Annotated in this window: 23 protein-coding genes and 1 pseudogene; 15 read left to right on the forward strand and 9 right to left on the reverse strand. The window is 61.2% G+C overall.

All coding sequences use genetic code 11. From position 1 onward, the window contains the following. Positions 1–155 precede the first annotated feature (155 nt). The gene (locus tag AB4N64_RS04560) at positions 156–2699 is read left to right on the forward strand and encodes an RHS repeat-associated core domain-containing protein (protein WP_460122360.1); all 2544 of its coding nucleotides are present in this window, start codon (positions 156–158) and stop codon (positions 2697–2699) included. Between the two features lie 103 nt (positions 2700–2802). On the opposite strand, the gene queD is transcribed toward AB4N64_RS04560, so the two are convergent. Further along, the gene (queD, locus tag AB4N64_RS04565; RefSeq protein WP_017339724.1) at positions 2803–3159 is read right to left on the reverse strand and encodes a 6-carboxytetrahydropterin synthase QueD; all 357 of its coding nucleotides are present in this window, start codon (positions 3157–3159) and stop codon (positions 2803–2805) included. A 74-nt stretch (positions 3160–3233) separates the two neighbouring features. Then, positions 3234–4313 (reverse strand): patatin-like phospholipase family protein, encoded by a 1080-nt coding sequence (locus AB4N64_RS04570; RefSeq protein ID WP_460122361.1) that lies wholly within the window; start codon positions 4311–4313, stop codon positions 3234–3236. A 175-nt stretch (positions 4314–4488) separates the two neighbouring features. Between AB4N64_RS04570 and AB4N64_RS04575 the strand changes: the two genes are divergently transcribed. From AB4N64_RS04575 to AB4N64_RS04590, 4 genes are read left to right on the forward strand one after another with little or no spacing between them, the layout of a single operon-like run. Further along, on the forward strand, positions 4489–4797 hold the full coding sequence (locus AB4N64_RS04575) for a PepSY domain-containing protein (RefSeq protein WP_460122363.1): 309 nt from the start codon (positions 4489–4491) through the stop codon (positions 4795–4797). Beyond that, positions 4797–5102, forward strand: a complete 306-nt coding sequence (locus tag AB4N64_RS04580) for a PepSY domain-containing protein (RefSeq protein WP_460122365.1) — start codon at positions 4797–4799, stop codon at positions 5100–5102. The genes AB4N64_RS04575 and AB4N64_RS04580 overlap by 1 nt, the downstream gene beginning before the upstream one ends. Before the next feature lie 3 nt (positions 5103–5105). After that, complete coding sequence (locus tag AB4N64_RS04585) at positions 5106–5774, forward strand: response regulator transcription factor (protein ID WP_460122367.1); 669 nt, start codon at positions 5106–5108, stop codon at positions 5772–5774. Then, positions 5771–7084, forward strand: a complete 1314-nt coding sequence (locus AB4N64_RS04590) for a sensor histidine kinase (protein WP_460122369.1) — start codon at positions 5771–5773, stop codon at positions 7082–7084. Before AB4N64_RS04585 ends, AB4N64_RS04590 begins: the two co-directional genes overlap by 4 nt. A gap of 129 nt (positions 7085–7213) precedes the next feature. Here AB4N64_RS04590 and AB4N64_RS04595 read toward each other — a convergent pair whose 3' ends face one another. Next, entirely contained in the window at positions 7214–7969 is a 756-nt protein-coding gene (locus AB4N64_RS04595) for a methyl-accepting chemotaxis protein (protein ID WP_460126597.1), read from the reverse strand. Between the two features lie 102 nt (positions 7970–8071). Beyond that, positions 8072–9733, reverse strand: a pseudogene (locus AB4N64_RS04600) (methyl-accepting chemotaxis protein); the annotation flags it as partial. On the opposite strand from AB4N64_RS04600, the gene AB4N64_RS04605 reads away from it, so the two are divergent. Next, positions 9615–10931, forward strand: a complete 1317-nt coding sequence (locus AB4N64_RS04605; protein WP_460126599.1) for a Na+/H+ antiporter family protein — start codon at positions 9615–9617, stop codon at positions 10929–10931. The pseudogene AB4N64_RS04600 and the gene AB4N64_RS04605 overlap by 119 nt on opposite strands. 210 nt (positions 10932–11141) lie before the next feature. Further along, entirely contained in the window at positions 11142–12824 is a 1683-nt protein-coding gene (locus tag AB4N64_RS04610) for a methyl-accepting chemotaxis protein (protein WP_460122371.1), read from the forward strand. Positions 12825–12877: 53 nt separating this feature from the next. On the opposite strand, the gene AB4N64_RS04615 is transcribed toward AB4N64_RS04610, so the two are convergent. Beyond that, positions 12878–13813 (reverse strand): LysR family transcriptional regulator, encoded by a 936-nt coding sequence (locus AB4N64_RS04615; RefSeq protein WP_460122373.1) that lies wholly within the window; start codon positions 13811–13813, stop codon positions 12878–12880. Positions 13814–14037: 224 nt separating this feature from the next. Between AB4N64_RS04615 and AB4N64_RS04620 the strand changes: the two genes are divergently transcribed. From AB4N64_RS04620 to AB4N64_RS04630, 3 genes are all read left to right on the forward strand, one after another. Continuing rightward, positions 14038–14526, forward strand: a complete 489-nt coding sequence (locus AB4N64_RS04620) for a DMT family transporter (RefSeq protein WP_460122375.1) — start codon at positions 14038–14040, stop codon at positions 14524–14526. A gap of 2 nt (positions 14527–14528) precedes the next feature. After that, the gene (locus AB4N64_RS04625) at positions 14529–14981 is read left to right on the forward strand and encodes a DMT family transporter (RefSeq protein WP_460122377.1); all 453 of its coding nucleotides are present in this window, start codon (positions 14529–14531) and stop codon (positions 14979–14981) included. 84 nt (positions 14982–15065) lie between these two features. Then, on the forward strand, positions 15066–15233 hold the full coding sequence (locus tag AB4N64_RS04630; protein ID WP_460122379.1) for a metallothionein: 168 nt from the start codon (positions 15066–15068) through the stop codon (positions 15231–15233). A 24-nt stretch (positions 15234–15257) separates the two neighbouring features. On the opposite strand, the gene AB4N64_RS04635 is transcribed toward AB4N64_RS04630, so the two are convergent. Both AB4N64_RS04635 and AB4N64_RS04640 read right to left on the reverse strand, forming a co-directional pair. Next, entirely contained in the window at positions 15258–15536 is a 279-nt protein-coding gene (locus tag AB4N64_RS04635) for a hypothetical protein (protein ID WP_460122381.1), read from the reverse strand. Positions 15537–15561: 25 nt separating this feature from the next. Beyond that, a complete protein-coding gene (locus AB4N64_RS04640; protein ID WP_460122383.1) occupies positions 15562–15789 on the reverse strand; it encodes a DUF6555 family protein in 228 nt (75 codons plus the stop codon). Positions 15790–15936: 147 nt separating this feature from the next. Between AB4N64_RS04640 and AB4N64_RS04645 the strand changes: the two genes are divergently transcribed. The 3 genes from AB4N64_RS04645 to AB4N64_RS04655 all read left to right on the forward strand — a co-directional run bounded on the left by AB4N64_RS04645 (position 15937) and on the right by AB4N64_RS04655 (position 18090). Continuing rightward, positions 15937–16722, forward strand: a complete 786-nt coding sequence (locus AB4N64_RS04645) for an AraC family transcriptional regulator (protein WP_460122385.1) — start codon at positions 15937–15939, stop codon at positions 16720–16722. A 206-nt stretch (positions 16723–16928) separates the two neighbouring features. Beyond that, complete coding sequence (locus tag AB4N64_RS04650; RefSeq protein ID WP_460122387.1) at positions 16929–17102, forward strand: DUF1427 family protein; 174 nt, start codon at positions 16929–16931, stop codon at positions 17100–17102. A gap of 31 nt (positions 17103–17133) precedes the next feature. Further along, positions 17134–18090, forward strand: coding sequence for a quinone oxidoreductase family protein (locus AB4N64_RS04655; RefSeq protein ID WP_460122388.1), 957 nt, complete (start codon positions 17134–17136; stop codon positions 18088–18090). Between the two features lie 62 nt (positions 18091–18152). Here the strand turns inward: AB4N64_RS04655 and AB4N64_RS04660 are convergent, their stop codons facing one another. After that, a complete protein-coding gene (locus AB4N64_RS04660) occupies positions 18153–18827 on the reverse strand; it encodes a histidine phosphatase family protein (RefSeq protein WP_460122390.1) in 675 nt (224 codons plus the stop codon). A 359-nt stretch (positions 18828–19186) separates the two neighbouring features. On the opposite strand from AB4N64_RS04660, the gene AB4N64_RS04665 reads away from it, so the two are divergent. Both AB4N64_RS04665 and hemB read left to right on the forward strand, forming a co-directional pair. Then, positions 19187–19894 (forward strand): glutathione binding-like protein, encoded by a 708-nt coding sequence (locus AB4N64_RS04665; protein ID WP_460122392.1) that lies wholly within the window; start codon positions 19187–19189, stop codon positions 19892–19894. A gap of 256 nt (positions 19895–20150) precedes the next feature. Then, positions 20151–21125, forward strand: a complete 975-nt coding sequence (hemB, locus tag AB4N64_RS04670) for a porphobilinogen synthase (protein ID WP_460122393.1) — start codon at positions 20151–20153, stop codon at positions 21123–21125. A gap of 44 nt (positions 21126–21169) precedes the next feature. Here hemB and AB4N64_RS04675 read toward each other — a convergent pair whose 3' ends face one another. Next, positions 21170–22705, reverse strand: a complete 1536-nt coding sequence (locus tag AB4N64_RS04675; protein WP_460122395.1) for an FAD-dependent monooxygenase — start codon at positions 22703–22705, stop codon at positions 21170–21172. Between the last annotated feature and the right edge of the window lie 83 nt (positions 22706–22788).

The following is a 22788-nucleotide window of genomic DNA, read 5'->3' on the forward strand; positions in this document are numbered from 1 at the left end:
CTCTCCGGTGGCCACTCACAACGGCAGACGCCACCATGCTTTCACATCAATAACTCGAACTAGCACCAATTCTGGCAGCGACGGTTCCACTTCCCCTGCATACCTATCATTTGTGTCAGTAGACGCTATTCGGCACAGGGTGGTATTGAGACTCGATGAACACGGTCGAGTTGCATCAGCACACACCCAGCCTGGCGGTCATCGATCCGCGGGGGCTGGGTGTGCGTGGCGTGGCGTACTGGCGGGAGGAAGTCGGACAGGCTGCGGCGACGCGGGCGACGCGGCAGGTGTTCGATGGGGCAGGACGGCTGGCGGAGCAATGGGATGCGCGGTTGAGTGTGCCGGCGTTGGGGCAGTGCGCCAGTTTGTCTGGCAAGGTCCTGGCCAGTGACAGCGTCGATGCCGGCTGGCGGGTATCGCTGTATGGCGAAGCGGATCAGGTGCTGGCCGGCTGGGACGGCCGGGGCAGTCGCGGGGATATTGAATACGACACGTTGATGCGTACGGTGGCGGTGACCGAACAAGGGCGGGTGGTGGAGCGCTTTGAATACGGCGACGTTGAGTCGAGTGGTGCCAATCAATGCGGGCGGGTGGTTCGTCACGACGACCCGGCCGGCACCCGGCACATGACGGAATACGATCTGGTGGGGCGGTCGCAGTGTGAGGTCAGCCATTTTCTGCAAACGCTCGATTCACCCGACTGGCCGCTGGAGGTGCCTGCGCGAGATGCTTTGCTGGAGGGCGAGCCGGGGTTGGCCAGTCGCTGGGCGTATTCACCGTTGGGGGATTTGTTGAGCTTGACCGATGCCCATGGCCACCGCCGCGCTTTCGGTTACTCGGTGGCTGGGCAACTTGGCCAAGGCTGGCTGCAACCCGCTAACACTCCGGCGCCCGGCCAATGTCTGGTGCGGGACATCCGCTATAACCCGGCGGGAAAGGTTGAAAGTGAGACCGCCGGAAATGGTGTGGTCACCCTGGCCGAGTACGCCCTCAGCGATGGCCGGCTGGAGCGCCTGTCTGCCGGGTTGCCCAACGCCGAGCCGTTGCAGGACTTGCGTTACACGGTCGATCCCGTTGGCAACGTTGTGCAAATCGACGATCACGCGTTGCCGATTCGTTACTTCAAGAACCAGCGCATCGACCCAAAACGGGTTTACGCCTACGACACCTTGGGCCAGCTCATCAGCGCCACGGGCTGGGAGACTGCCGGTCCCGGCGCTGTGCTCAACTACACCGAAGAATATGCCTACGACGCAGGCAGCAACATGGCCGAGCTGCGGCACGTTGGTGCCCAATCCTTTACCCGCTGCTGGTTGATAGCCCCGAACAGCAATCGCAGCCTGATCGATGACGACCTGCCGGTGGATTTCCCCAGCCATTTCGACGCCAACGGCAACCTGCAATACCTGCAGCGCGGCCAGGTCATGACCTGGGATCTGCGCAACCAACTCGCTAGCGTGTCGCCAGTGGTGCGGGCGAACGAAGCCGACGATACCGAACGCTACATCTACGGTGGTGGCGGCAAACGCCTGCGCAAGGTCCGCACGACACTGACCAATGCGACCACCGTAATTGCCGAGGTTCGTTACCTGCCAGGGCTGGAATTGCATCGCCGCCCGACTGGCGAACACTACCAAGTGCTCGACCTTGAGGCCGGGCGTAACCGGGTAACCTGGTTTCTTGGGGGCGAGGCGCCGGACCATCCCCTGCGTTATCACCTGACCGATCACCTGGGGTCTGGCACTTTGGAAGTGGATGAACAGGGCAACGTACAAAGCCGCGAAGCCTATTACCCCTTTGGCGGCACGGCGTGGGAAGACCACAGCGATCAGGCGGGCGCTTACAAGACCATTCGATATTCAGGCAAGGAGCGCGATGCGACAGGGTTGTATTACTACGGGTTCCGCTACTACGCGCCATGGTTGAGTCGCTGGATCAACCCGGACCCGGCAGGAACAGTGGACGGGCTGAATCTATATCGTTTTGTACGCAACTCACCCATGGTCAGGATAGATAGGGAAGGATTGGATAGTGACGATGAGGATTGGGATTTGCCGGATGAATTACTTTATCTGCCTGGCCCGGAAAATGCGCAATCAGGTGATACGCGAGAATCTGAATTAAACACAGCTGATCCCACGTCGGAGATGGATTTCCTGGATTTGGCAGGTGATCAGTCGTCACCAATAGACGTTGACGAAATAGAGGTGGAACCTTTGCCCCCCATCGGCACCCCGACGAATGATGGTCCTGCATCTCCTGATCCACAAGCAACACCTCAACGTGAGGCATCTCCAGTCCCCGGCCCTTCGAGGGTGAATATTACAGAACCTTCGGCTCCTAATACCTGCACAGTTTGCAAGAAAGTCTATAAGAGCAAAAATATTCTTAATCAGCATATGAAAATTCATGCTGGAAAAGGTCACGCCTGTCCTTTTAGTGATTGCTCCAAGCAGTTCCGTCATAGGGGACATTTAAATGAACACATGCGAATTCACACTGGAGAAAAGCCTTTTGAGTGTCCTGACTGTAAGCAAACATTTGCCGCTCATACTGCTTTGAGAGTGCATCTACGCACGTTTAAAGACCGCCCAAACCATACACGGGGTAAAGATAAGATCTTTAAATGCACCCAATGTGATATTGGTTTTACTCGAAAATCTAATTTCACTCGACATTTTGGTAAGTACCATAAGTGAGTTGATTTATTGGCGGCGTTGTTGGAAGTGTTTTACAGTCCCGATTGACTGTTAAGCCACAGCAACAAAATAGCCATCCCCCGGATGGCTATTCCACGATCCCTCACTCCCCGCGATAGATACACCCACTCGTACACGTCTCATGAATCCGAATCGCACTCAACTCCGGCAATAGCGGCTTCAACTCACCCCAGATCCACTTGGCCAACACTTCACTAGTCGGATTTTCCAACCCCGGGATGTCGTTCAAATAGTTGTGGTCCAGGCGCTCGTACAGCGGCTTGAAGATCGCCTTGATCTCGGAGAAGTCGCGAATCCAGCCGGTGTGGGGATCGAGGTCGCCGCTCAGGTGGATCGCCACTTTGAACGAGTGGCCGTGCAGGCGGCCGCACTTGTGGCCTTCCGGTACGTGGGGCAGGCGGTGGGCGGATTCGAACGTAAATTCCTTGAAGATTTCCACAGTGTTTTCAGCTCTGTCAGGTGGCGATCGCCGGGGCGATTTGGGCAGGCGGCGAGTTTACCAGCTTGTCCTGACTAAAGGGTCAGCAAGCGTTCGCCCAAGCGACCGTTGGCGGCCAGTTCAAGGAATTCGTCGCCCATGCGCCGGCTTTCGTCCATTGCCGCACGCCAGTATTTCTGTCGGCTCGGCGCATCACCCATGAAGCGCTTGAAGTCGTTGCGGTCCGGCAGTTTGCCGAAGGGCAGGCGTGCCAGGTATTCCCTGGACGGCGCGAGTAGCAGCGCGTTTTGCAGGCGGGCCGGGCAGGCGCGACGCCAGGGCAGGGTTTTGTCGAACCAGCCGGGGATGATCCGGTCGGTGAAATGCGGGTAGAGCACGATGTCGTCGCCGCTGTAGGGCAGGTCCAGGTGATAATCCAGCAGGCCGCCATCGCGGAAGGTTCCGGCACCTGCGCCAGGCAAATCGCGCACGCCCTGCATGACCATCGGGATGGAGCCGGAGGCCAGCAGGGCCTGGCGCAGGTTGGCGGTGTTCAGCGCGACGAAGCGCGAAGGGAAATCGGTCAGCGCGTTCACCGGCGGTGCCAGGCGCGGGTCGTGGAGGATCAGCCGTTCGAAGTGCCGCGACAACCGTGCGCGCCCGCGCAGGTTGTCAGCGATGACCGAGGAGAGCCCCAGGCCCAGGCGCCCGCGATGATCGTCGGCGAGCAGGCCGTGGCTTTTGACGACCATGATATTCAGGCGGTAATGGGCGTTGTCCAGGATCGTCGCGTCGCGCCCGTCCAGCAGGTCATCGAGCATTTGTCGCGAGCTCTGGCTGATCTGCGCCATGGTCACGCCCTTGTTGAAATTCTGCTCGGTGTACAACCGGCCCAGGCGACGGATGCCTTCGGCGGCGTCCGGCAAGCAGGCGCTGGCGAAGCGCCAGGAGCCGACGGAAGCACCGATCAGCGAGCGTTCGCGCGGCGCGGCGGGCAGCCATTCACCGAACAATGCCAGGTCCAGGCCCTGGATTCCCAGCGCCTTCGGCCCTCCGGCCGCCCCCGGCAAGGTGCCGACGTCAGCCGCGCTCAAGCCATTTTCACGGATGCGCGCCAATGCGCGAGGGCCGGCCTTGAGGGTGAGGGAGGGAAACTTGATGTGGATGGCGGTCATGGGCGGCTCGGGGTTGGGCTGGCGGAGGATTATAGGCTTGATGGGGTTCTGGGGGAGTACCGCCGCTCCCACAGGAGAGAATGCAGGGACCGGCAATGATGGCCATTCAGTTTCAATTAAGTTCGCCTCGTTAAGGTAACCGGGTACGCACCATTAAAAGAATACGGAGACACCCATGAAAATCCTGACTGCCCTGTTCACCGCCACACTCATCGGCCTGGGCGCGAGCACCGCCCACGCCCGCGACCTTGGCCCGGACGAAGCCCTGCGACTGCGCGACGCTGGTACTATCGTATCTTTCGAGAAGCTCAACGCCACGGCATTGGCCAAGCACCCCGGCTCGACCATCACCGAAACCGAGCTGGAAGAAGAGTACGGCAAGTACATCTATCAGGTGGAGCTGCGCGATCCACAGGGCATTGAATGGGACCTGGAATTAGACGCGGTGAGCGGCCAGGTGCTCAAGGATCATCAGGATACGTAATGAAGGTGTGTTCGGTTTCACGCATGGCGCTGGTGCTGCTGACGTTCTGTTCAGTGGTGCTGGCCCGTGACCTCGATCAGGACGAGGCCTTGCGCCTGCGTCAACAAGGCGTGATTTTGCCGCTCGAGCACTTGTTGCAACAGGCCATGGACCGGTATCCGGGGTCGAAGCTGCTCGAGGCCGAGCTTGAAGAGAAACACGACGTCTACATTTATGAAGTCGAGCTGTTGACCACCGAAGGCGTCGTGCGTGAACTGGACGTGAATGCCAGCACGGGCGAGTTGCTCAAAGACGAGGAAGATTGACCGATGCGTTTGCTTTTGGTGGAAGACCATGTGCCGCTCGCCGACGAGTTGCTGGCCGGCCTCAACCGGCAGGGTTACGCCGTTGACTGGCTGGCCGATGGTCGGGATGCGGTGTATCAGGGCAGCAGCGAACCCTATGACCTGATCATCCTCGACCTCGGTTTGCCCGGCGTACCGGGACTCGAGGTGTTGGCGCAATGGCGCGCGGGTGGGCTGGCCACGCCTGTGTTGATCCTGACTGCTCGCGGTTCCTGGGCCGAGCGGATCGAAGGTCTCAAGGCCGGTGCCGACGATTACATGAGCAAACCCTTTCATCCGGAAGAGCTGCACCTGCGCATCCAGGCGTTGTTGCGCCGATCCCATGGCCAGGTCAATCAGCCGACCTTGCAGTCCGCAGGTCTGCATCTGGATGAAGGCCGCCAGTGCGTGACCCGCGACGGTGCCGACATTCAACTGACTGCCGCTGAGTTCCGCCTGCTGCGTTACTTCATGCTGCACCCCGAACAGATCCTGTCCAAGAGCCATCTCGCCGAACATCTCTACGACGGCGAAACGGAGCGCGATTCCAACGTGCTCGAAGTGCACGTCAATCACCTGCGGCGCAAGTTGGGACGCAGCGTCATCGAAACCCGACGCGGCCAGGGCTATCTGTTTGGCGGTCAAGCGCAGTGAGGTCGATCCAGCGCCGCTTGAGCCTGGGCCTGGTCAGCGTGCTGGTGATTGTCGGCCTGGTGTTGGCGCAAACCAGCCTGTGGCTGTTCGAAGTCGGTTTGCAGCGCTACCTCGAAGCCGGGCTGCGTAACGACAGCGAAGACCTGCTGGTCGCCCTGGTGCGTGGGCCGCAAGGCTTGCAACTGGATGAACGGCGGTTGTCGCCGGCTTACCAGCGACCGTTTTCCGGGCATTACTTTCGCATCGATTTTGCCGACAGCCATTGGCGCTCCCGCTCGTTGTGGGATCAGGAACTGCCGCGCCTGGACAACCCGGGCCTGCACAGCAATCTGCAATTGGGGCCGGAAGGCCAGCAACTGTTGGTGCTGCGCTCGGACTACCGCCGTCTTGGCCAGTCGATCTCCATCAGCGTCGCCCAGGATTACACGCCGGTGCGCGACAGTTTCAGACTGATGCAACGGGTCGGGCTGGGCCTTGGCCTTTTGGCACTGTTGCTGATTCTGATCTTGCAACGCGTCACCGTGCGCCGGGCCTTGCGGCCCCTGGAGCGGGCACGTGAGCAGATTGCCCAGTTGCAACAGGGGCAGCGCTCGCAACTGGATGAGCAGGTGCCGGTGGAACTTGAGCCGCTGGTGGCGCAAATCAACCATTTGCTCGCCCACACCGAAGACAGCCTCAAGCGCTCGCGCAATGCCCTGGGCAACCTCGGTCACGCCTTGAAAACCCCGCTGGCGGTGCTGCTCAGCGTGGCCTCCAGCGAAAAACTCGAGGGGCACCCGCAGTTGCGCAAAGTGCTCACCGAGCAACTGGAACAGGTGCAGCAACGCCTCAATCGTGAGCTTAACCGGGCGCGGCTGTCCGGCGATGCGCTGCCCGGTGCGCTGTTCGATTGCGATGCCGAACTGCCTGGCTTGCTTGCCACGCTGAACATGATTCACGGCGAACACCTCGCCCTGAGCTATAGCGCGCCTGCGGGTTTGCACTTGCCGTGGGATCGTGAGGATTTGCTGGAGCTGCTGGGCAACCTGCTGGACAACGCCTGCAAATGGGCGGATGCCGAGGTGCGCTTGAGCGTGGTCGAAACGCTCGCGGGGTTCGAGCTTGCCGTGGAAGACGACGGCCCTGGGATCCCCGAGGACCAGCGTGAGCAGGTCTTGAGCCGGGGCGCACGGCTGGACGAACAGACGGATGGGCATGGCCTGGGCCTGGGGATCGTGCGCGACATCGTCGATACCTGGGGCGGGGTGTTGCAGCTGGAGACGAGCGAGTGGGGTGGGTTGAAGGTGGTGATTGAACTGCCCAAGCGCTGAACTTGATGGCTAAGGGTCCGTACTGTAGGAGCGAGCTTGCTCGCGATGAGGTTGTGTCACGCGACATCGATGTGACAGACACACCCTCATCGCGAGCAAGCTCGCTCCTACAGTGATCAGTGTCCAGTCCTAAACCCTGAACTGATCCATCAACCCCTGCTGCTGATTCGCCAGGCTATTGAGCGCCTGGCTGACCCGCGCCGATTCATTGGCTTGCCCCGACAGCGATTCGGTCACGTCGCGAATCGTCGCCACGTTACTGGTGATCTCTTCCGCCACCGCGCTTTGCTCTTCGGCGGCGCTGGCGATCTGCAGGTTCATATCGCTGATCACTGTCACCGCGTCGCCAATCTGGCGCAACGCTGTGACGGCCTGGCTGACTTGCCCGACGCTGTCCTGGGCCTGGCGATGGCTGTTGCTCATCGAGCCCACCACTTCCTGGGTGCCGCTCTGCAACTGCTCGATCACCAGGCGCGTCTCTTCCACCGATTCCTGGGTGCGCTGCGCGAGGTTGCGCACTTCGTCGGCGACCACGGCAAAACCACGTCCGGCCTCTCCGGCGCGGGCGGCTTCGATGGCGGCGTTGAGGGCGAGCAGGTTGGTCTGTTCGGCGATGGCGCGGATCACTTCCAGCACCGAACCGATCTTGCCGCTATTGGCCGCCAGGCCTTCGACCTGGACCATGGCAGCGCTCATGTCGGCGGCCAGATGATCAATGCTGCTGGTGGTCTGATCGATCACCGTCAAGCCACGGCGGGTTGCCTGATCCGCGTCCCGGGCGGCCTGTGCCGCTTGCGCCGCGCTGCGGGCGACGTCCTGGGCGGTGGCGCTCATTTCGTGGGAGGCCGTGGCCACCTGATCGACCTGGCGGTACTGCTGCTCCATGCCGGCACTGGTTTGCGTGGCGATGGCGGAGGATTGGTCGGCAGTGCTGCGCGCGTCCTGCACCGAGCGTTTGACCTCGGCGATCACCGGTTGCAGTTTGTCGAGGAAGCGGTTGAACCAGCCGGCCAACTGGCCGAGTTCGTCCTGCTTGTCGTAGGCCAGCCGGCGGGTGAGGTCGCCTTCGCCGCTGGCGATGTCTTCGAGCATGCGTGCCACGCCCAGGATCGGACGGGTCACGCTGCGCGCCATCAGCCACACCAGGAGCAGGCCGATCAGCGCCGCCAGGATACCCAGACCCAGTTCGATCAAGCTGCCGGTGGTGTTGGTTTCGTCGAGTTGCTTTTTCAGCGCCTCGGCAGGGCCGACCAGGACCTTTTCCGGCACGTCGAGCAGCACGCCCCATGGCTTTCCATCCGGGATAGGCTGGAACGGCGACAGCACTTTCAACTGATCGGAGCGGTGCAGGCTCGCGGTTTTGCTGCTGCCCGTCAGCAGGCGGGTCAGTTCGGCGCCGGTGCTTTTGTCCACGGCGTCCAGGCGCTGGCTGAGTTTGCTGGCGTCCGCGCTGTACCCGGCGAGCAAACCGGCGGGGCTGATGATACTGACGCTGGTCTGGCCGTCGTACAGGTTTTTACTGACGTCCTGGCTGACCGCCTGCAGGCTGTTAAGGTTGAGGTCCACGGACAGCGAAGCGATGACTTTTCCGTTGACCATCAGCGGGAACACAATGCTGGTCATCAGCACGCTCTGGCCGTCGATCACATAGAAGTAGGGTTCGATCACACAGGGCTTGAGCGACGTGCGAGGGCAGGTGAACCAGGTGTTGGCGGGTTCGCCGCTGGGGCCGGTGCGGGTGTCGGCGATGTCGCTTTCCGGTAGAGCCATCGAGGTCAGCTTGCCGGGCGTCGGTTGCGACCAGTACAGCGCGAAACGGCCTTTGTCGTTACTGCCCAGCTCTGCCTGCTCGGCGAACAGCTCGTCCTTGCCGTCCAGGGCATTGGGTTCAAACACCAGCGAGAGGCCCAGCAGCTCCGGGTTGGCTTGCAGCGCCGACTTGACCTGACGGGTCAGGTCCTCTCGCAGGTCGAAGGCATCGAGAAAGCGTTTTTCCGCTTGATCGCGCAGGAACAGCACCTGACGCGAGAAACCGTGGCCATATTGATAAGCATCCATGAATTGCCGGCGAATGCGCAGCGCCTGGATTTCACCCTGGGATTCGATGCGCGCCTGGGCCGATTCGGTCAGCATTTCCATGCTCGACGCTTTCACCAGCGCTGAACTGTGCTCCATGCGATACAGCGAAAGGCCGACCAGCAAAGTCACGATGCTCGCCAGGCACAGGCCGGCGAGGAGGGTGATCTTCCACTGAATGGAAAGGTGTCGGAGCAGCATGGAGATGTCCTTGTTCGATAAAAATCTGCGTCTTCGCAGGTTAACGGCGGCGAATGCGCTTTCTTTATGTCGAACGTCAATACCGCGAAACAAATTTCCCGGGGGGCTGCCGCTCAGGTGGTCGCGTTCACTTTGACAAGGTGGCGGTGCTGCGGCACAGTGCCCGCCCTCTAATAAAACCCATTCCCGAATCCGCTGGCGGCCTGTGCAGACTGCCGGCCGGACCGTTTTCGCTTGCCCTGAGGTAATGATGATTAATGCTGTAATTGCCGCGGTCGGCGTCATGCTGATACTCAGCCTGTCCCGCGTGCACGTTGTGATCGCGCTGATTGTCGGTGCGTTGGTGGGTGGCCTGAGCGGTGGCCTGGGCATCGACGCCACGCTCAAGGCGTTCAACAACGGACTGGGCGGCGGAGCCACGGTGGCATTGTCCTACGCGTTGCTCGGCGCGTTCGCGGTGGCGATTGCCAAGTCCGGCCTGGCCCATGCACTGGCGGACAAGGCGCTGGCCATGGTCGACCGGCAGCACGCTACGGGTGGCCGACAGGTCAAGTGGTTGTTGATCGGTTTGCTGTGGGTCGTGGCCATCGCTTCACAGAATATTCTGCCGATACATATCGCCTTTATTCCGTTGCTGGTGCCACCCCTGTTATATGTGCTAACCAAGCTGCAGCTTGACCGTCGTCTGATCGCCTGCGTCATGACGTTCGGCCTGATCACGCCCTACATGTTCCTGCCGGTGGGTTTCGGCAACATCTTCCTCAATGAGATCCTGCTGGCCAACGTGGCGCGCAGCGGCGTCGACATCAGCGGCATCAACGTGACCCATGCCATGGGCATTCCGGCGCTGGGTATGTTGGTGGGGCTGGCCGTGGCGTTCATCAGCTATCGCAAGAAACGTATCTACGACCTGGCGAAGATCGAACAAGTCGAGCAGGTGGCGGTGCAGTACAACCCGCTGAGCCTGATGGTGGCCGGCGTGGCCATTGCAGCGGCGTTCATCATTCAGTTGCTGCTGGATTCGATGATCATCGGCGCACTGGTGGGCTTTTTGATCTTCTCGGTATCGGGCATCGTCAAGTGGCGCGACACCGACGACCTCTTCACCGAAGGGATGAAGATGATGGCGATGATCGGCTTCATCATGATCGCCGCCTCGGGGTTTGCCGAAGTGATGAAGGCCACCGGCGAGGTGCAGACGCTGGTCGAGGCGTCGGCGGCGTGGATCGGTCACAGTCAGGGCATCGGCGCGCTGCTGATGTTGCTGGTGGGCCTGCTGGTGACCATGGGCATCGGCTCGTCGTTTTCCACGGTGCCGATCCTCGCGGCGATTTTCGTGCCGCTGTGCGTGCAATTGGGCTTCAGCCCGATCGCCATCGTCTGCATCGTCGGCACCGCAGGTGCCCTGGGCGATGCCGGTTCACCGGCCTCGGACTCGACACTGGGCCCGACGTCCGGCCTGAACATCGATGGCCAGCACCACCACATCTGGGACACCGTGGTGCCCACCTTCCTGCACTACAACCTGCCGCTGCTGGCGTTCGGCTGGGTGGCGGCGATGGTGCTTTAGATTTTGCCATGCCCCCCTCTGTAGGAGCGAGCTTGCTCGCGATTGCAATGCATCAGTCGATGAAAGTGTCGACTGACACTCCGCCATCGCGAGCAAGCCCGCTCCCACAGGGCCTTCATACGTTTCACTGTAGTGACCTGTCTCAACTTTTGCCTTGACGTGCCGTTATAGCCTTTGACCACGTTAATAAAATCAAAAGAGTGAACCGTCATGCGCATGAGCCTGAAGGCCAAAGTCCTGTCCCTCGCCGTTCTCCCGGTGCTGATCTTCGCGCTGGTGATCAGTCTGACCACGTTTTTCGTGCTGCAGGAACAGGCGCGCAAGGAAGTCGAAGAGACCCGCGAGCGCCTGCTCACTAACGCCAAGGACACGCTCAAAAGCTACGTGGCCGTGGCGATGACCGCGATCAAGCCGCTTTACGACGCCGCCGCACCTGGCGATGACGCGGCGCGCGCGCAAGTGATCAAGTTGCTATCGAACATCAGCTACGACAAGGAAGGCTACTTCTTCGGCTACGACTCCAACACCGTGCGTCTGTTCAAGGCCAACAGCCCCGACGGCGTGGGCAAGAGCTTCAAGGACAACCGCGACCCGAACGGCGTCTACGTCAACCGCGACCTGGTTCAAGTCGCCAAGGACGGCACCCACTACCTGCAATACAGCTCGCCTTTGCCCAGCAACACCCAAGTGCTGGTGCCGAAACTCGGCTACACCGAATACCTGGCCAAGTGGGACATGGCGGTCGGCACCTCGGTCAACCTCGATGGCATCGAGGCGCAGGTGGCTGTTGTCGAAGCCAAGGTCAAGGAGCGCATGGAAGGCGTATTGCTGAGCATCGCCGGTATCGCCGCCGTCGTGCTGCTGGTGATCGCCGCTGCCGGCATGGTGCTGGCCAACACCATCCTGCGTCCGCTGCACCTGATGAAAGCCAATCTCGATGACATCGCGGCGGGCGAGGGCGACCTGACCCGCCGCCTCACTATCTCCAGCCAGGATGAGCTGGGTGAACTGGCCGGTTCGTTCAACCGGTTTGTCGACAAGATCCACGGCCTGGTGCGCCAGATCACCGAAATGACCTCGCAATTGACCGGGCTGGTGCACCAGGTATCGGACCAGGCCCATCGCTCGGATCAGGCGATGGAGCGTCAGCGTCACGAGACCGATCAGGTCGCCACCGCCATCAATGAAATGTCTGCCGCGGCCCAGGAAGTGGCCAAGAGTGCGCAGAACGCCGCCGTGGCTGCCCAGCAGACCGACGAAGAGGGCCAGACCGCCAAGCGGGTGGTGGCCGGCAGCATCGAAAAAATCCACGCACTGGTCGACGATATCCGCAGCAGCGGCGTGTCCCTCGACAGCTTGCAGAAAGACGTGGCGTCGATTGTCAGCGTGCTGGGGGTGATTCGTTCGATTGCCGAGCAGACCAATTTGCTGGCGCTCAACGCCGCCATCGAAGCGGCCCGGGCCGGTGAGGCAGGGCGTGGTTTTGCAGTGGTGGCCGATGAAGTGCGGGCGCTGGCCAGTCGTACGCAGATCAGCACCCAGGAAATCCAGGGCATGATCGACCGCTTGCAGGCCGGCACCCAGTCAGCGGTGGAAGCGATGCGTCGCTCCAGCGAGGCTGGCGACGGCACCTCCGCGCAAGCCAACGAGGCGGGGGCGTCGCTGGACACCATGGCGCAATTGATCGCCACCATTAACTCGATGAACGCGCAGATCGCCAGCGCCGCCGAAGAGCAGACAGCGGTGGCCGAAGAGATCAACCGCAGCGTGCATCAGATCGCCGAAGCCGTGGACAACGTGGCCGGCGAAACCCAGCTCGGCGCCCAAACCTCCCGTAGCCTGGCGGACCTGGGGCAGCGGTTGGGTAGTCTGGTGGGGCAGTTCAGGATTTGATGGCTGCAATCACTGAGTAGAGACACTCACACTGTGGGAGCAGTGGGTTTCAGCTAAACCCTGTCCCAATACGGCACTTCGCCAAAACACTCGACAAAAAAGTCGATGACCGTGCGCACCTTCACCGACAGCCGTCGGCTTCCCGGCCAAAGCACCGCGATCTGCTGCGGTTGGAGGCTGTTGGATACCTGATAGTCCACAAGGACCGGCACCAACGTGCCGTCTCGCACCGCTTCGCCAATCAGCCATGACGGAAACATCACCAGCCCCAGGCCTTGTATGGCGGCCTGGGTGAGCGTGTCAGCGTGGTTGCCGGTGATTGGCCCTCTCACCGGATACGGCGTCCAATCCTCGTGGCCCTGGCGGAAAAACCAGCGCTGTTGGCCGGCCACGCCCTTGTAGGCCAGGCATTGGTGCGCCGCCAGGTCGGCAGGGCGCTGCGGCGTGCCGTGGCGTGCGAGGTAGGCGGGGCTGGCGGCAACCTGGAAGCGGTGGGGCGCGATGATGCGTGCCTGCATGCTCGAGTCGTGCAACGGGCCAATGCGAAACAACAGATCGGCGCCTTCCTGCAACGGGTCGACGTAGCTGTCGGTCTGCTGGATGTCCAGTTGCAGCTTCGGATACCGCTCGCACAACTGCCCGAGCCAGGGTGTCAGGTGCCGTTGTCCGAACACCACCGGAGCGTTGATACGGACCAGCCCAGTGGGCTCGCTGCGCTGTTCGTGCAACGCTTGCTCGGCTTCCTCCAATTGCACCAGCACCAGCCGCGCGTGGTGCCCGAGCAGGCGCCCGGCTTCGGTAGGGGTGACCGCGCGGGTGTGACGGTAGAGCAATTGCTGGTTCAGGGCCTGTTCCATCAACTGGATCTGCCGGGAAATCGACGACGGAGCCAAGCCCTCTCGACGGGCGACTTCGGAAAAACTGCCATGGTCCAGCACCGCGACAAATAGCCGGAGTGCCTTGAAGCCGAGTTCATTGAGGCCGTGCATAGTGGACCTTGCTGTGCGTAATACGCAAAAGTGTTGTCAGGATGATCCCGTTTATTGCACAGCTTGGCCACTGGATAATTCACTACTCAATGATGACCTGTAGGAGCGAGCTTGCTCGCGATGGCGGTGTATCAGTTGACAATAATGTCGACTGACACTGTGCCATCGCGAGCAAGCTCGCTCCTACAGGGGATCTGCCGCTTATTTGTGAAGGTACCTTGTAAATGCAATCCATCGAACAAACCGGCGAAGTCGCCACGCCGGCACTCCAACCCGGCTTGCGCCTGTTACTGCTCCCCCTGGTCATCCTCGCCGGCATGGGCCTGTCCGTTGAAGCCGGGTTGCTCGGGCCGTTGGGCGGGCAGGTGGGGCATCTGTGGGCGACCTTGAGCATCTTTGGCGTCGGCTCGGCGGTTCTGTTCCTGCTTTTGCTGTTCAGTGGTCCACAACGAGGCCCGGCGCTCAGCGAACTGCCACGCTGGCAATTGATCGGTGGCTTTCTCGGGCCGATGTATGTGGTGGTTCTCACCCTGGCCACGCCGCATATCGGCATCGCCATGACCATGATCGCGATCCTCTCCGGGCAGGTCGGCAAAAGCGTGCTGATCGACCATTTCGGCTGGTTCGGCACCACCCGCAAGAAGGTCAATGGCGAGCGCTGGCTGGCCTTGCTGTTGATTGTCGCTGCACTCGTTCTGATCGCTCGGGGTTGAAGATGAATCTGATTGTGCTGTTGGGAGTGGTGGTGGCCGCCGGTGCGGTGTTGAGCGTGCAGGCAGCCATCAATGGGCGCCTGGGCGAGACGGTCGGCGTATTGCGCAGCAGCCTGCTGACCTTCGTGGTGGGCGCGGTGGTTACAGGATTGTTGATCCTGTTTTTCGAACCTGCCCATGCCGTGAGTCTGCTGAATGTGCCGAAATGGCAACTCTGCGGCGCGCTGTTCGGCGTGATCTACATGATGGTCATGGTGGGCGCGGTGCCCAGGGTTGGTACAGCCGTGGCAACGGTTGCCGTGATCGTCGGGCAACTGGGCATGGGCATGTTGATCGATAACTTCGGATGGCTGGGCAACCCGGCGATCGAGTTGTCCGGCAGCCGGATCCTGGCGATGGTGTTGCTCGCCCTGGCGCTGGTGTTCATGTATCGCAGCAGCACGCGAGGCGCTTGAACTCCGCTGGGGGAGACGACTCCTACATTAGGAAGACGGATCGTACTCGCGAGACCGGACGACCACACCACTGGAGTCAGACTCATGATCGATAGCGAAAGTACCTGCGACTGCCCAAAATGCAACTGCAAGCTGGGAGAGCATCCGATTGCCCGTCACGGCAAGCACTACTGTTGCGACGCGTGCGCCAAGCACCACGAACACGGTGAAGCGTGCTCAAGCAAGGGCTGCAAGTGCGCCCATGGCGGATAGGCGAGTGTTTGAAAAGAGTGGAGCCTATTCGGGCTCCACTTCCAGTTTCAGGCTTTGATCATCGAAGCGCTGGGTACAGCGGATGACGCCATTGAGCCGCCGTCCCTGCACGACCACCAATAGGGTTTTCGCCTGGTCCAGATCCTCCGGCAGTGGGGCGTGCACGCGCAGGGCAAAACGGCTCGGGTCATCCTCGATCTGCTCCAGGCCGACCTGGCATTCCGCGCTTTTGGTGATACGGCCGAACAGCGTGTCCAGGCCGTAGTCGATATGCGCCGTGCTGGTGGATTGCGTAGTGTTCATCTGCCAATCTCCCCAATGAATCCGATCAACTTGCCGGGCGCCATGTGACGTTCTCCACGCCGAATTTTTCCGCCATCGGTTTACTGGTCTTTTGCACTTTTTCCCGGCCAAAACGCGGGATTCGACCCACGCCGGCGTCGCAGCTCGCCCAATGCCAGGCCTCGGCGTTATCCATCTTTTCCTGGCGGATGATGAATGACTTGGGGGCCCCATGAAGGGTGTATTCAATGACGAAAAGTTTTGCGTTGTTCATAAAGCCCGTATTCCTCCCTGTGGTAATAGAGGGATCGCCGCTGTTGCGGAAAATTCAGTCGGATTGTCAGACGGCCGTCATCGGTGGCGAGCGGGCCGGCGGCTGGTTACCATGCGCTGTCCGCCAACCCTCCAGTGATTGCTGATCATGGCCCTTGCCGCACCGCCTGACCTGAGTGATACCGATGTGCCCGTGCAACAGCTGGCGCGTACTTACCCGCGTGGACTGTTCATCGAGCCGCACGAGCATGCCTGGGGCCAGTTGTTGTATGCGATGAGCGGGGTGATGTGGGTCGAGACGCCGCATGAAGCCCTGGTGGTGCCGCCGCAGCGGGCGGTGTGGTTGCCGCCGGGCGTGCCCCACGGGATCCGCGTGGTGTCGGATTTGCAGATGCGCAATATCTACCTGCGCCCGTCATTGGCGGCGACGCTGGACGCTACGGTGCAGGTGATCGAAGTGGGTGGGTTGCTGCGCGAGTTGATCGTCGGCCTCGTGGCGCAAGGCGAGGACGGGCCACCGGAGTATTACGAGGCGTTGGTGGGCCTCGCGCTGCTGGAGCTGCAACGAGCCCGGCGCTCGCAATTGAAGGTGCCTTTGCCGGACGATTCCGACCGACGCCTGATGAATCTGTGCCAGGCCGTCATGGCCGCGCCATCGCTGGACATCCCTTTCGAGCAACACGCCGAGAATGCCGGGGCGAGCGTGCGCACCCTGGCGCGACTGTTCAAGGAGGGCCTGGGCATGGGCTTCGCCGAATGGCGGCGTCAGGTGCAATTGGCGATGGCGGCGGCCGAGCTGATCCAGGGCGTGGCTGTCAGCCGCATTGCCCGGGAGCTGGGTTATTCGCCGAGCAGCTTCAGCGACATGTTCCGCCGCGAATTGGGGATGGCGCCTTCGCAGTTTGCCCTCAATCCCCACGCCTCAACCCTGTAGGAGCGAGCACGCTCGCGATGGGCGTCAACGATGACGCTGTCAACCTGACACCCCGCGGTGACTGAGCCACCATCGCGAGCAAGCTCGCTCCTACAGGGGGCGGTGTGTCCGGGGTGGTTTTGTCCGAAATTCAGAAGCACCTGTCCGATGCCATTCGCCGCTTCTCCCTAGACTCTGCGCATACCTCACATCCTGCGGAGTCTGTCATGAGTTACCTCGTTTCGCTGGCCATCGGCCTGGGCGTCGGCCTGATCTATGGCGCGCTGGATTTTCGTTCCCCCGCGCCGCCAGCCATCGCGTTGATCGGCCTGCTGGGCATGCTGGCCGGCGAAAAGTTGTGGCCGATGGGCCGGCAACTGGTCGCTGGCTGGATCTCCTGAATTTCCTTCCTCCTGTTTAATGGACACGTTCATGAAAGCATTGCAGTTCGATAAAACCGGTGACCTCTCGGCCCTGCGCCTGGCCGAAGTCCCCACGCCTGTTTGCGGCGCCGATGAAGTGCTGGTACAGATCAAGGCTGCGGGCCTCAACCCCAGTGATGTGAAGAACGTACTGGGGCGTTTCCCTTACACAACGCTGCCGCGCATTCCCGGCCGTGATTTTGCCGGCATCGTGGTGCAGGGCCCGCAGGCGTTGGTCGGTCAGGAAGTATGGGGCACCGGCCGTGAACTGGGCTTTTTCGCTGACGGCGCCCATGCGCAATTCGTCAAACTGCCGGCCAACGGCGTTGCGCTCAAACCCTCGCACCTGAGTTTCGCCCAGGCCGCCAGCCTCGGCGTGCCTTACACCACCGCCTGGGATGCTCTGGAGCGCAGCCTGGTAAAGGCGGACACCCGGTTGCTGGTGATCGGTGGCGGAGCGGTTGCCACAGCGGCGCTGGCCCTGGCGAAAGTGCGTGGCGCGAAACTGCTGGCCGCGGCGCGCCGACCGGAGCAGGTCAAGGCCTTGCAGGAACAAGGTTATCAAACGCTGCAACTTGCACAGCCAGAGGCGCTCGGCGCCCAGGTTAATGAGGTGTTCAGCGGCGGCGCCGAGGTGATCTTCGACACCACCGGCTTCTGGCTGCCGGCTTCCGTCCCGGCATTGGCTACCTTCGGCCGAATCGCCATCATCGCCGCACCGGTGGATGGCATGGTGCAAATGCCGGCGCTGGCGCTGTACCGCAAGGGCGGTTCCGTGGTGGGTATCAACTCGTTGCTCTACGGCGTGCAGGCCTGTGCGGCGATGCTCGATCAGTTCGGCACGTTCTTCGATGAGGGACTGTTGCCGCTGCCCCAGGGGTTGGTGGAAGCGCCGTTGGCCGAAGGGCTCGCGCGCTATGCCGAGGTCAATCAGGGCAGCAGTGACAAGGTCATCCTGGTGCCCTGATCAATCATGTCCCTTGCAGGAAAGGGCTCGCCAGCGATGGGGCCCGATCCGCACCCGATACCTCAAGTCGGACAAGTTCGCTGTCCATTATCCAACCCCTGTTTGTAGCTATGACTCTGCAAGCTGGCTTTACCGTTATGCCAGGTCAGGGTCAGCACATACAGCGAGTCGAAGTCGCCGGATTCCCAGTCATCGGTGATGTTCTGCTTTTTGCCCACGGCCTTGCCCGCGACCTTGTTGATCAGTTCGGGCAGGTAACCATGGGACCAGGCCGTGTAGATCACCGAGTTGTGGTACTTGTTGCTCAGCAGTTCGTTGGCCAGGTCATTGGTGTCGTTGGCGGAATAATCGATGTTCACCGGCAGGCCGAGCTTGATTGCGCTGGGGCTGATGGTCATCAGGGGACGGATGTAGCTGTAGGAATTGTCCAGTTCGCCTTCCTCGACATTGCGCGTCGGGTTCGCGGCAAATACGTAATTGGCCTTGCCGAATTTTTCGGGCAGCAGCGTCGCCAGGTCGATGGCCCGGTTCAGGCCCTGGCAGTTGAGCTGGCCGAGGCCACCCTCGGGTTTTTCGGCGTGGCGCAGGAACACCAGCGTCTGGGTGCCGTTCTTCGGTTGAGCGCGGCTTTCGCTGGATTCCAGCGACAGGAACAGCCCACTGACTGCCAGCAGGGAGGGTAGCAAGAGCCAGGCACGAGGCTTGAGGCATTGCAGGTATTTGATCGGGTTCATCATGGAATGAGTGATTCTTCAGCGCATTCGGTTAAGGCTGACAAACCTTTGCACCCGCGCTCCCGGCGTCAGGTGGTTTCCATGTCGTGCAACTGGTCCGTTTCCAAAAAAAGGTAAGACTCAGAGTCCACTGACGCTCATTTGGTTCGATGCCGGTTGCGTGCGCAGCAATGTACCGACAACCTCAAACGTCTTGCTGCAGAGGTTATCGACAGGATGTTGCGAAATTGTGGACACGGTACTCGGGGCAGGGGCTGATGAAACCTGCATTGTGCTGATCTTGCCTATCAGCATTATTGATGCGTCAAATGGCGCGGTTGCCACTATGATCGTCCCTCTCAATCTTTTCGTGGATCCCCGTGATGACTGATCTGTCTGCGTTCCCCATCACCCGCAAGTGGCCGGCCCAATACCCTGAGTGGATTCAGCTCTACTCGCTGCCAACCCCCAATGGCGTCAAGGTGTCGATCATGCTCGAGGAGATCGGCTTGCCTTACGAGCCGCATCGCGTGGGTTTCGAGAGCAACGATCAGTTTTCTCCCGAGTTTCTTTCGCTGAGCCCCAATAACAAGATCCCTGCGATCCTCGACCCCCACGGCCCGGGCGAAAAACCGCTGGCGCTGTTCGAGTCCGGGGCGATCCTCATCTACCTCGCCGACAAAAGCGGGCAACTGCTGCCCCAGGATGCCGCCGCGCGTTACGAAACGATCCAGTGGCTGATGTTCCAGATGGGGGGCATTGGCCCGATGTTCGGCCAGCTCGGTTTCTTCAACAAGTTTGCCGGCAAGGACTACGAAGACAAGCGTCCACGTGACCGCTACGTCGAAGAAAGCAAACGCCTGCTCAAAGTCCTCGACACCCGTCTGCAAGGGCGCGACTGGATCATGGGTGAGCGCTACACCATCGCCGACATCGCCATCTTCCCGTGGGTGCGCAATCTGCTCGGGTTTTATGAAGCCGGCGAGCTGGTGGGCATTCACAACTTCCCCAACGTGACCCGGGTGCTCGAGCGCTTCCTGGCACGGCCAGCGGTGGTACGCGGGCTGGAGATCCCTAAACCGGTTTCCTGACCGCCCCCGAGATCACTGCAATTGCCTGTGGGAGCGGGCTTGCCCGCGATTGCGGTGTGCCAGGCAACATGGATGTTCGATGTGCCACAGTCATCGCGAGCAAGCCCGCTCCCACAAAGAGCCATTCCATACCATGGCTAACGTGGATTATTGCCAAAGCAGTAACGGTTTTTCCTCCTGACGGGTTTGTACCACCGGGTGCCACAGGCATAAGCTTTTGCCCCCTACGACTTTCGTCTTGTCCTCAGGAAGGTTCATGTCCAGCCAGTTCCCCGAAGCACGTCCACGCCGTCTGCGTCGCAATGCGAGCCTGCGCAGCCTGTTCCAGGAAACCGCGTTCAGCCTCAATGACCTGGTGTTGCCGATTTTCGTTGAAGAAGAGATCGACGACTTCGTGCCAATCAAGAGCATGCCCGGTGTGATGCGCATTCCGGAATCAAAACTGGCCGGCGAGATCGAGCGTTATGCCCGGGCCGGGATCAAGTCGGTGATGACCTTCGGCGTATCCCATCATCTGGACAGCAACGGCAGCGACACCTGGAGCGAGAACGGACTGGTGTCGCGCATGTCGCGCATTGCCAAGGACGCGGTGCCGGAGATGATCGTCATGTCCGACACCTGCTTTTGTGAATACACCGATCACGGGCATTGCGGCGTGATGCATAACCATGAGGTGGACAACGACCAGACCCTGGTCAACCTCGGCAAACAAGCCGTGGCCGCCGCGCGTGCGGGGGCGGATGTGATTGCCCCGTCGGCCGCCATGGACGGCCAAGTGCAGGCGATCCGCCGGGCCCTGGACGCCGCCGGTTTTACCCAGACCGCGATCATGGCTTACTCGACCAAATTCGCCTCGGCGCTCTACGGCCCGTTTCGTGAAGCCGGTGGCAGCGCCCTCAAGGGTGACCGCAAAAGCTACCAGATGAACCCGATGAACCGCCGCGAAGCTCTGCGTGAATCGCTGCTGGACGAGCAGGAAGGCGCCGACGCACTGATGGTCAAACCGGCCGGCGCCTACCTGGACATCATCCGCGACATCCGCGAGGCGTCGAATCTGCCGCTGTCGGCGTATCAGGTCAGCGGCGAGTACGCGATGATCAAGTTCGGCGCCCAGGCCGGGGCCATCGACGAAGATCGCGTGGTGCGCGAAAGCCTTGGCGCGATCAAGCGGGCAGGGGCGGACCTGATCTTCACTTACTTCGCGATGGACCTGGCGTTGGCGGGGATCTGAAACACACACGCATTCCTCCCTGTGGGAGCGGGGAATGCAGGGTGTCAGTGATCTGCAAAATAGGGGCGGATCCCGTGCTGCCGAAAGTATCGTTCGATGACTTTCGGGTCCGAACAGGTCTCGGCAATCGCCACATAGGTGTCCGGGCGCAGCAGGTAAAAGCCATTGCGCCCAAGCCCCGCCGCATCAAACGCCGGCCGCCAATCGAACACGTGCAAGGGCACATGGTGTTCGTTGCACCAGGCGATCATTTCGTCGCTGGTGTCGCCATACACATGCACCTGCCAGTTCAGACACTTCAGCGCTTCATAGTTATCTCCTTCACCGTCATGCGCCCAGGGCAACCGGTCGCCGCCGTGCACCTGTCCGGCGATGCCGGTGCTCAAGGGCATGCCGCGATAATTCACGGTGATCTGTGACACGGTCCGAAACAGGAACTCGCGGGAGGCAGCGAAAGAGGCCGCTTTGGGCAGCAGAAACGGCGCCAGGCGCGTGCGCAGCAGATCGGCCATACGCCCTTCGGCGGTGACGAAGCTGAACACCCGGTCGGTGGTGGCGACCAGTTTGCGTGCGAACGCGATGCGCTCGGTTTCGTAGGTGTCGAGCAGCGCTGGCGTGGCGCTGCCATTGAGGACGGCAGCCAGTTTCCACGCCAGGTTAATGGCATCGCCAATCCCGGTGTTCATGCCCTGGCCGCCCGCCGGACTGTGTACATGGGCAGCGTCGCCGAGCAGAAAGGCGCGGCCGCGACGAAAGTGCTCAGCCACGCGATGGTGAACGCGATAGGTGGAAAACCAGTTGACCCGTTCGATCTGCACTTTCAAATGTTCGATGGCCCGGCTGCTGACGTCCTCGAACTGCAGGGTGTCGGCGTGTTCGGCGCGGTCATCGCGTACTGTGCCGATCAGCCGCGCGCGACCTTCGCCGGCCAAGGGGAACACCGCGAGAAAGTCCGCTTCATCCAGGTCCAGGTGCAACTCGCCATTGAGGGCCGGTCCTTTGGCCTGCACATCGGCCACGTAGAAGATCTGTTGGTAAGTACCCCCGGGAAACCCGGTGTCCAGGGTCTTGCGCACAATCGAACGGGCGCCGTCACAACCGGCGAGATAGCATGCCTGGCAGATTTCCTCCTGACCGTCGGCCAGGCGCAGGCGGGCGGTCAGGGTGTCGCCGGTTTCCTCGAAATGCTCAAGCGAGGTATTGCGCTCGACGTGCACACCGAACGTCTCCAGGCGCTCGATCAGCAGCTTCTCGTGCTCGTCCTGGGGGAAAATCTCGAGGAAGGCATAGGGCGTCAGTCCTTCACCCACCGTACTCAACGGCAGGCGTGTGACCGGTTCGCCCCTGACCCAGAAGTTGGCCGCCGCCACGCGATGGCCGCCTTTGATCACCGCGTGGCTCAGGTCCAGTTGCCGGTACAGCTCCAGCGTTCGCGCCTGCACGGCCAGTGCCCGCGATGTGGTGCCAGGGGTGAAAGTCCTGTCAATGATCCTTACGCGAATCTTCAACTTGCTGAGCCACAGCGCGAGCACCAGCCCGGTGGGGCCGGCGCCGACGACCAGCACGTCGCAGCGGTTCATACCTGGGTCCCTCGTTTTCACGCCCCTGTCTCCATTAAAGCGCACGGTGGGCTGTTTTTCCCGGGCCGTGAACGCCGGTCACC

Source organism: Pseudomonas sp. S2_C03, assembly GCF_054668405.1.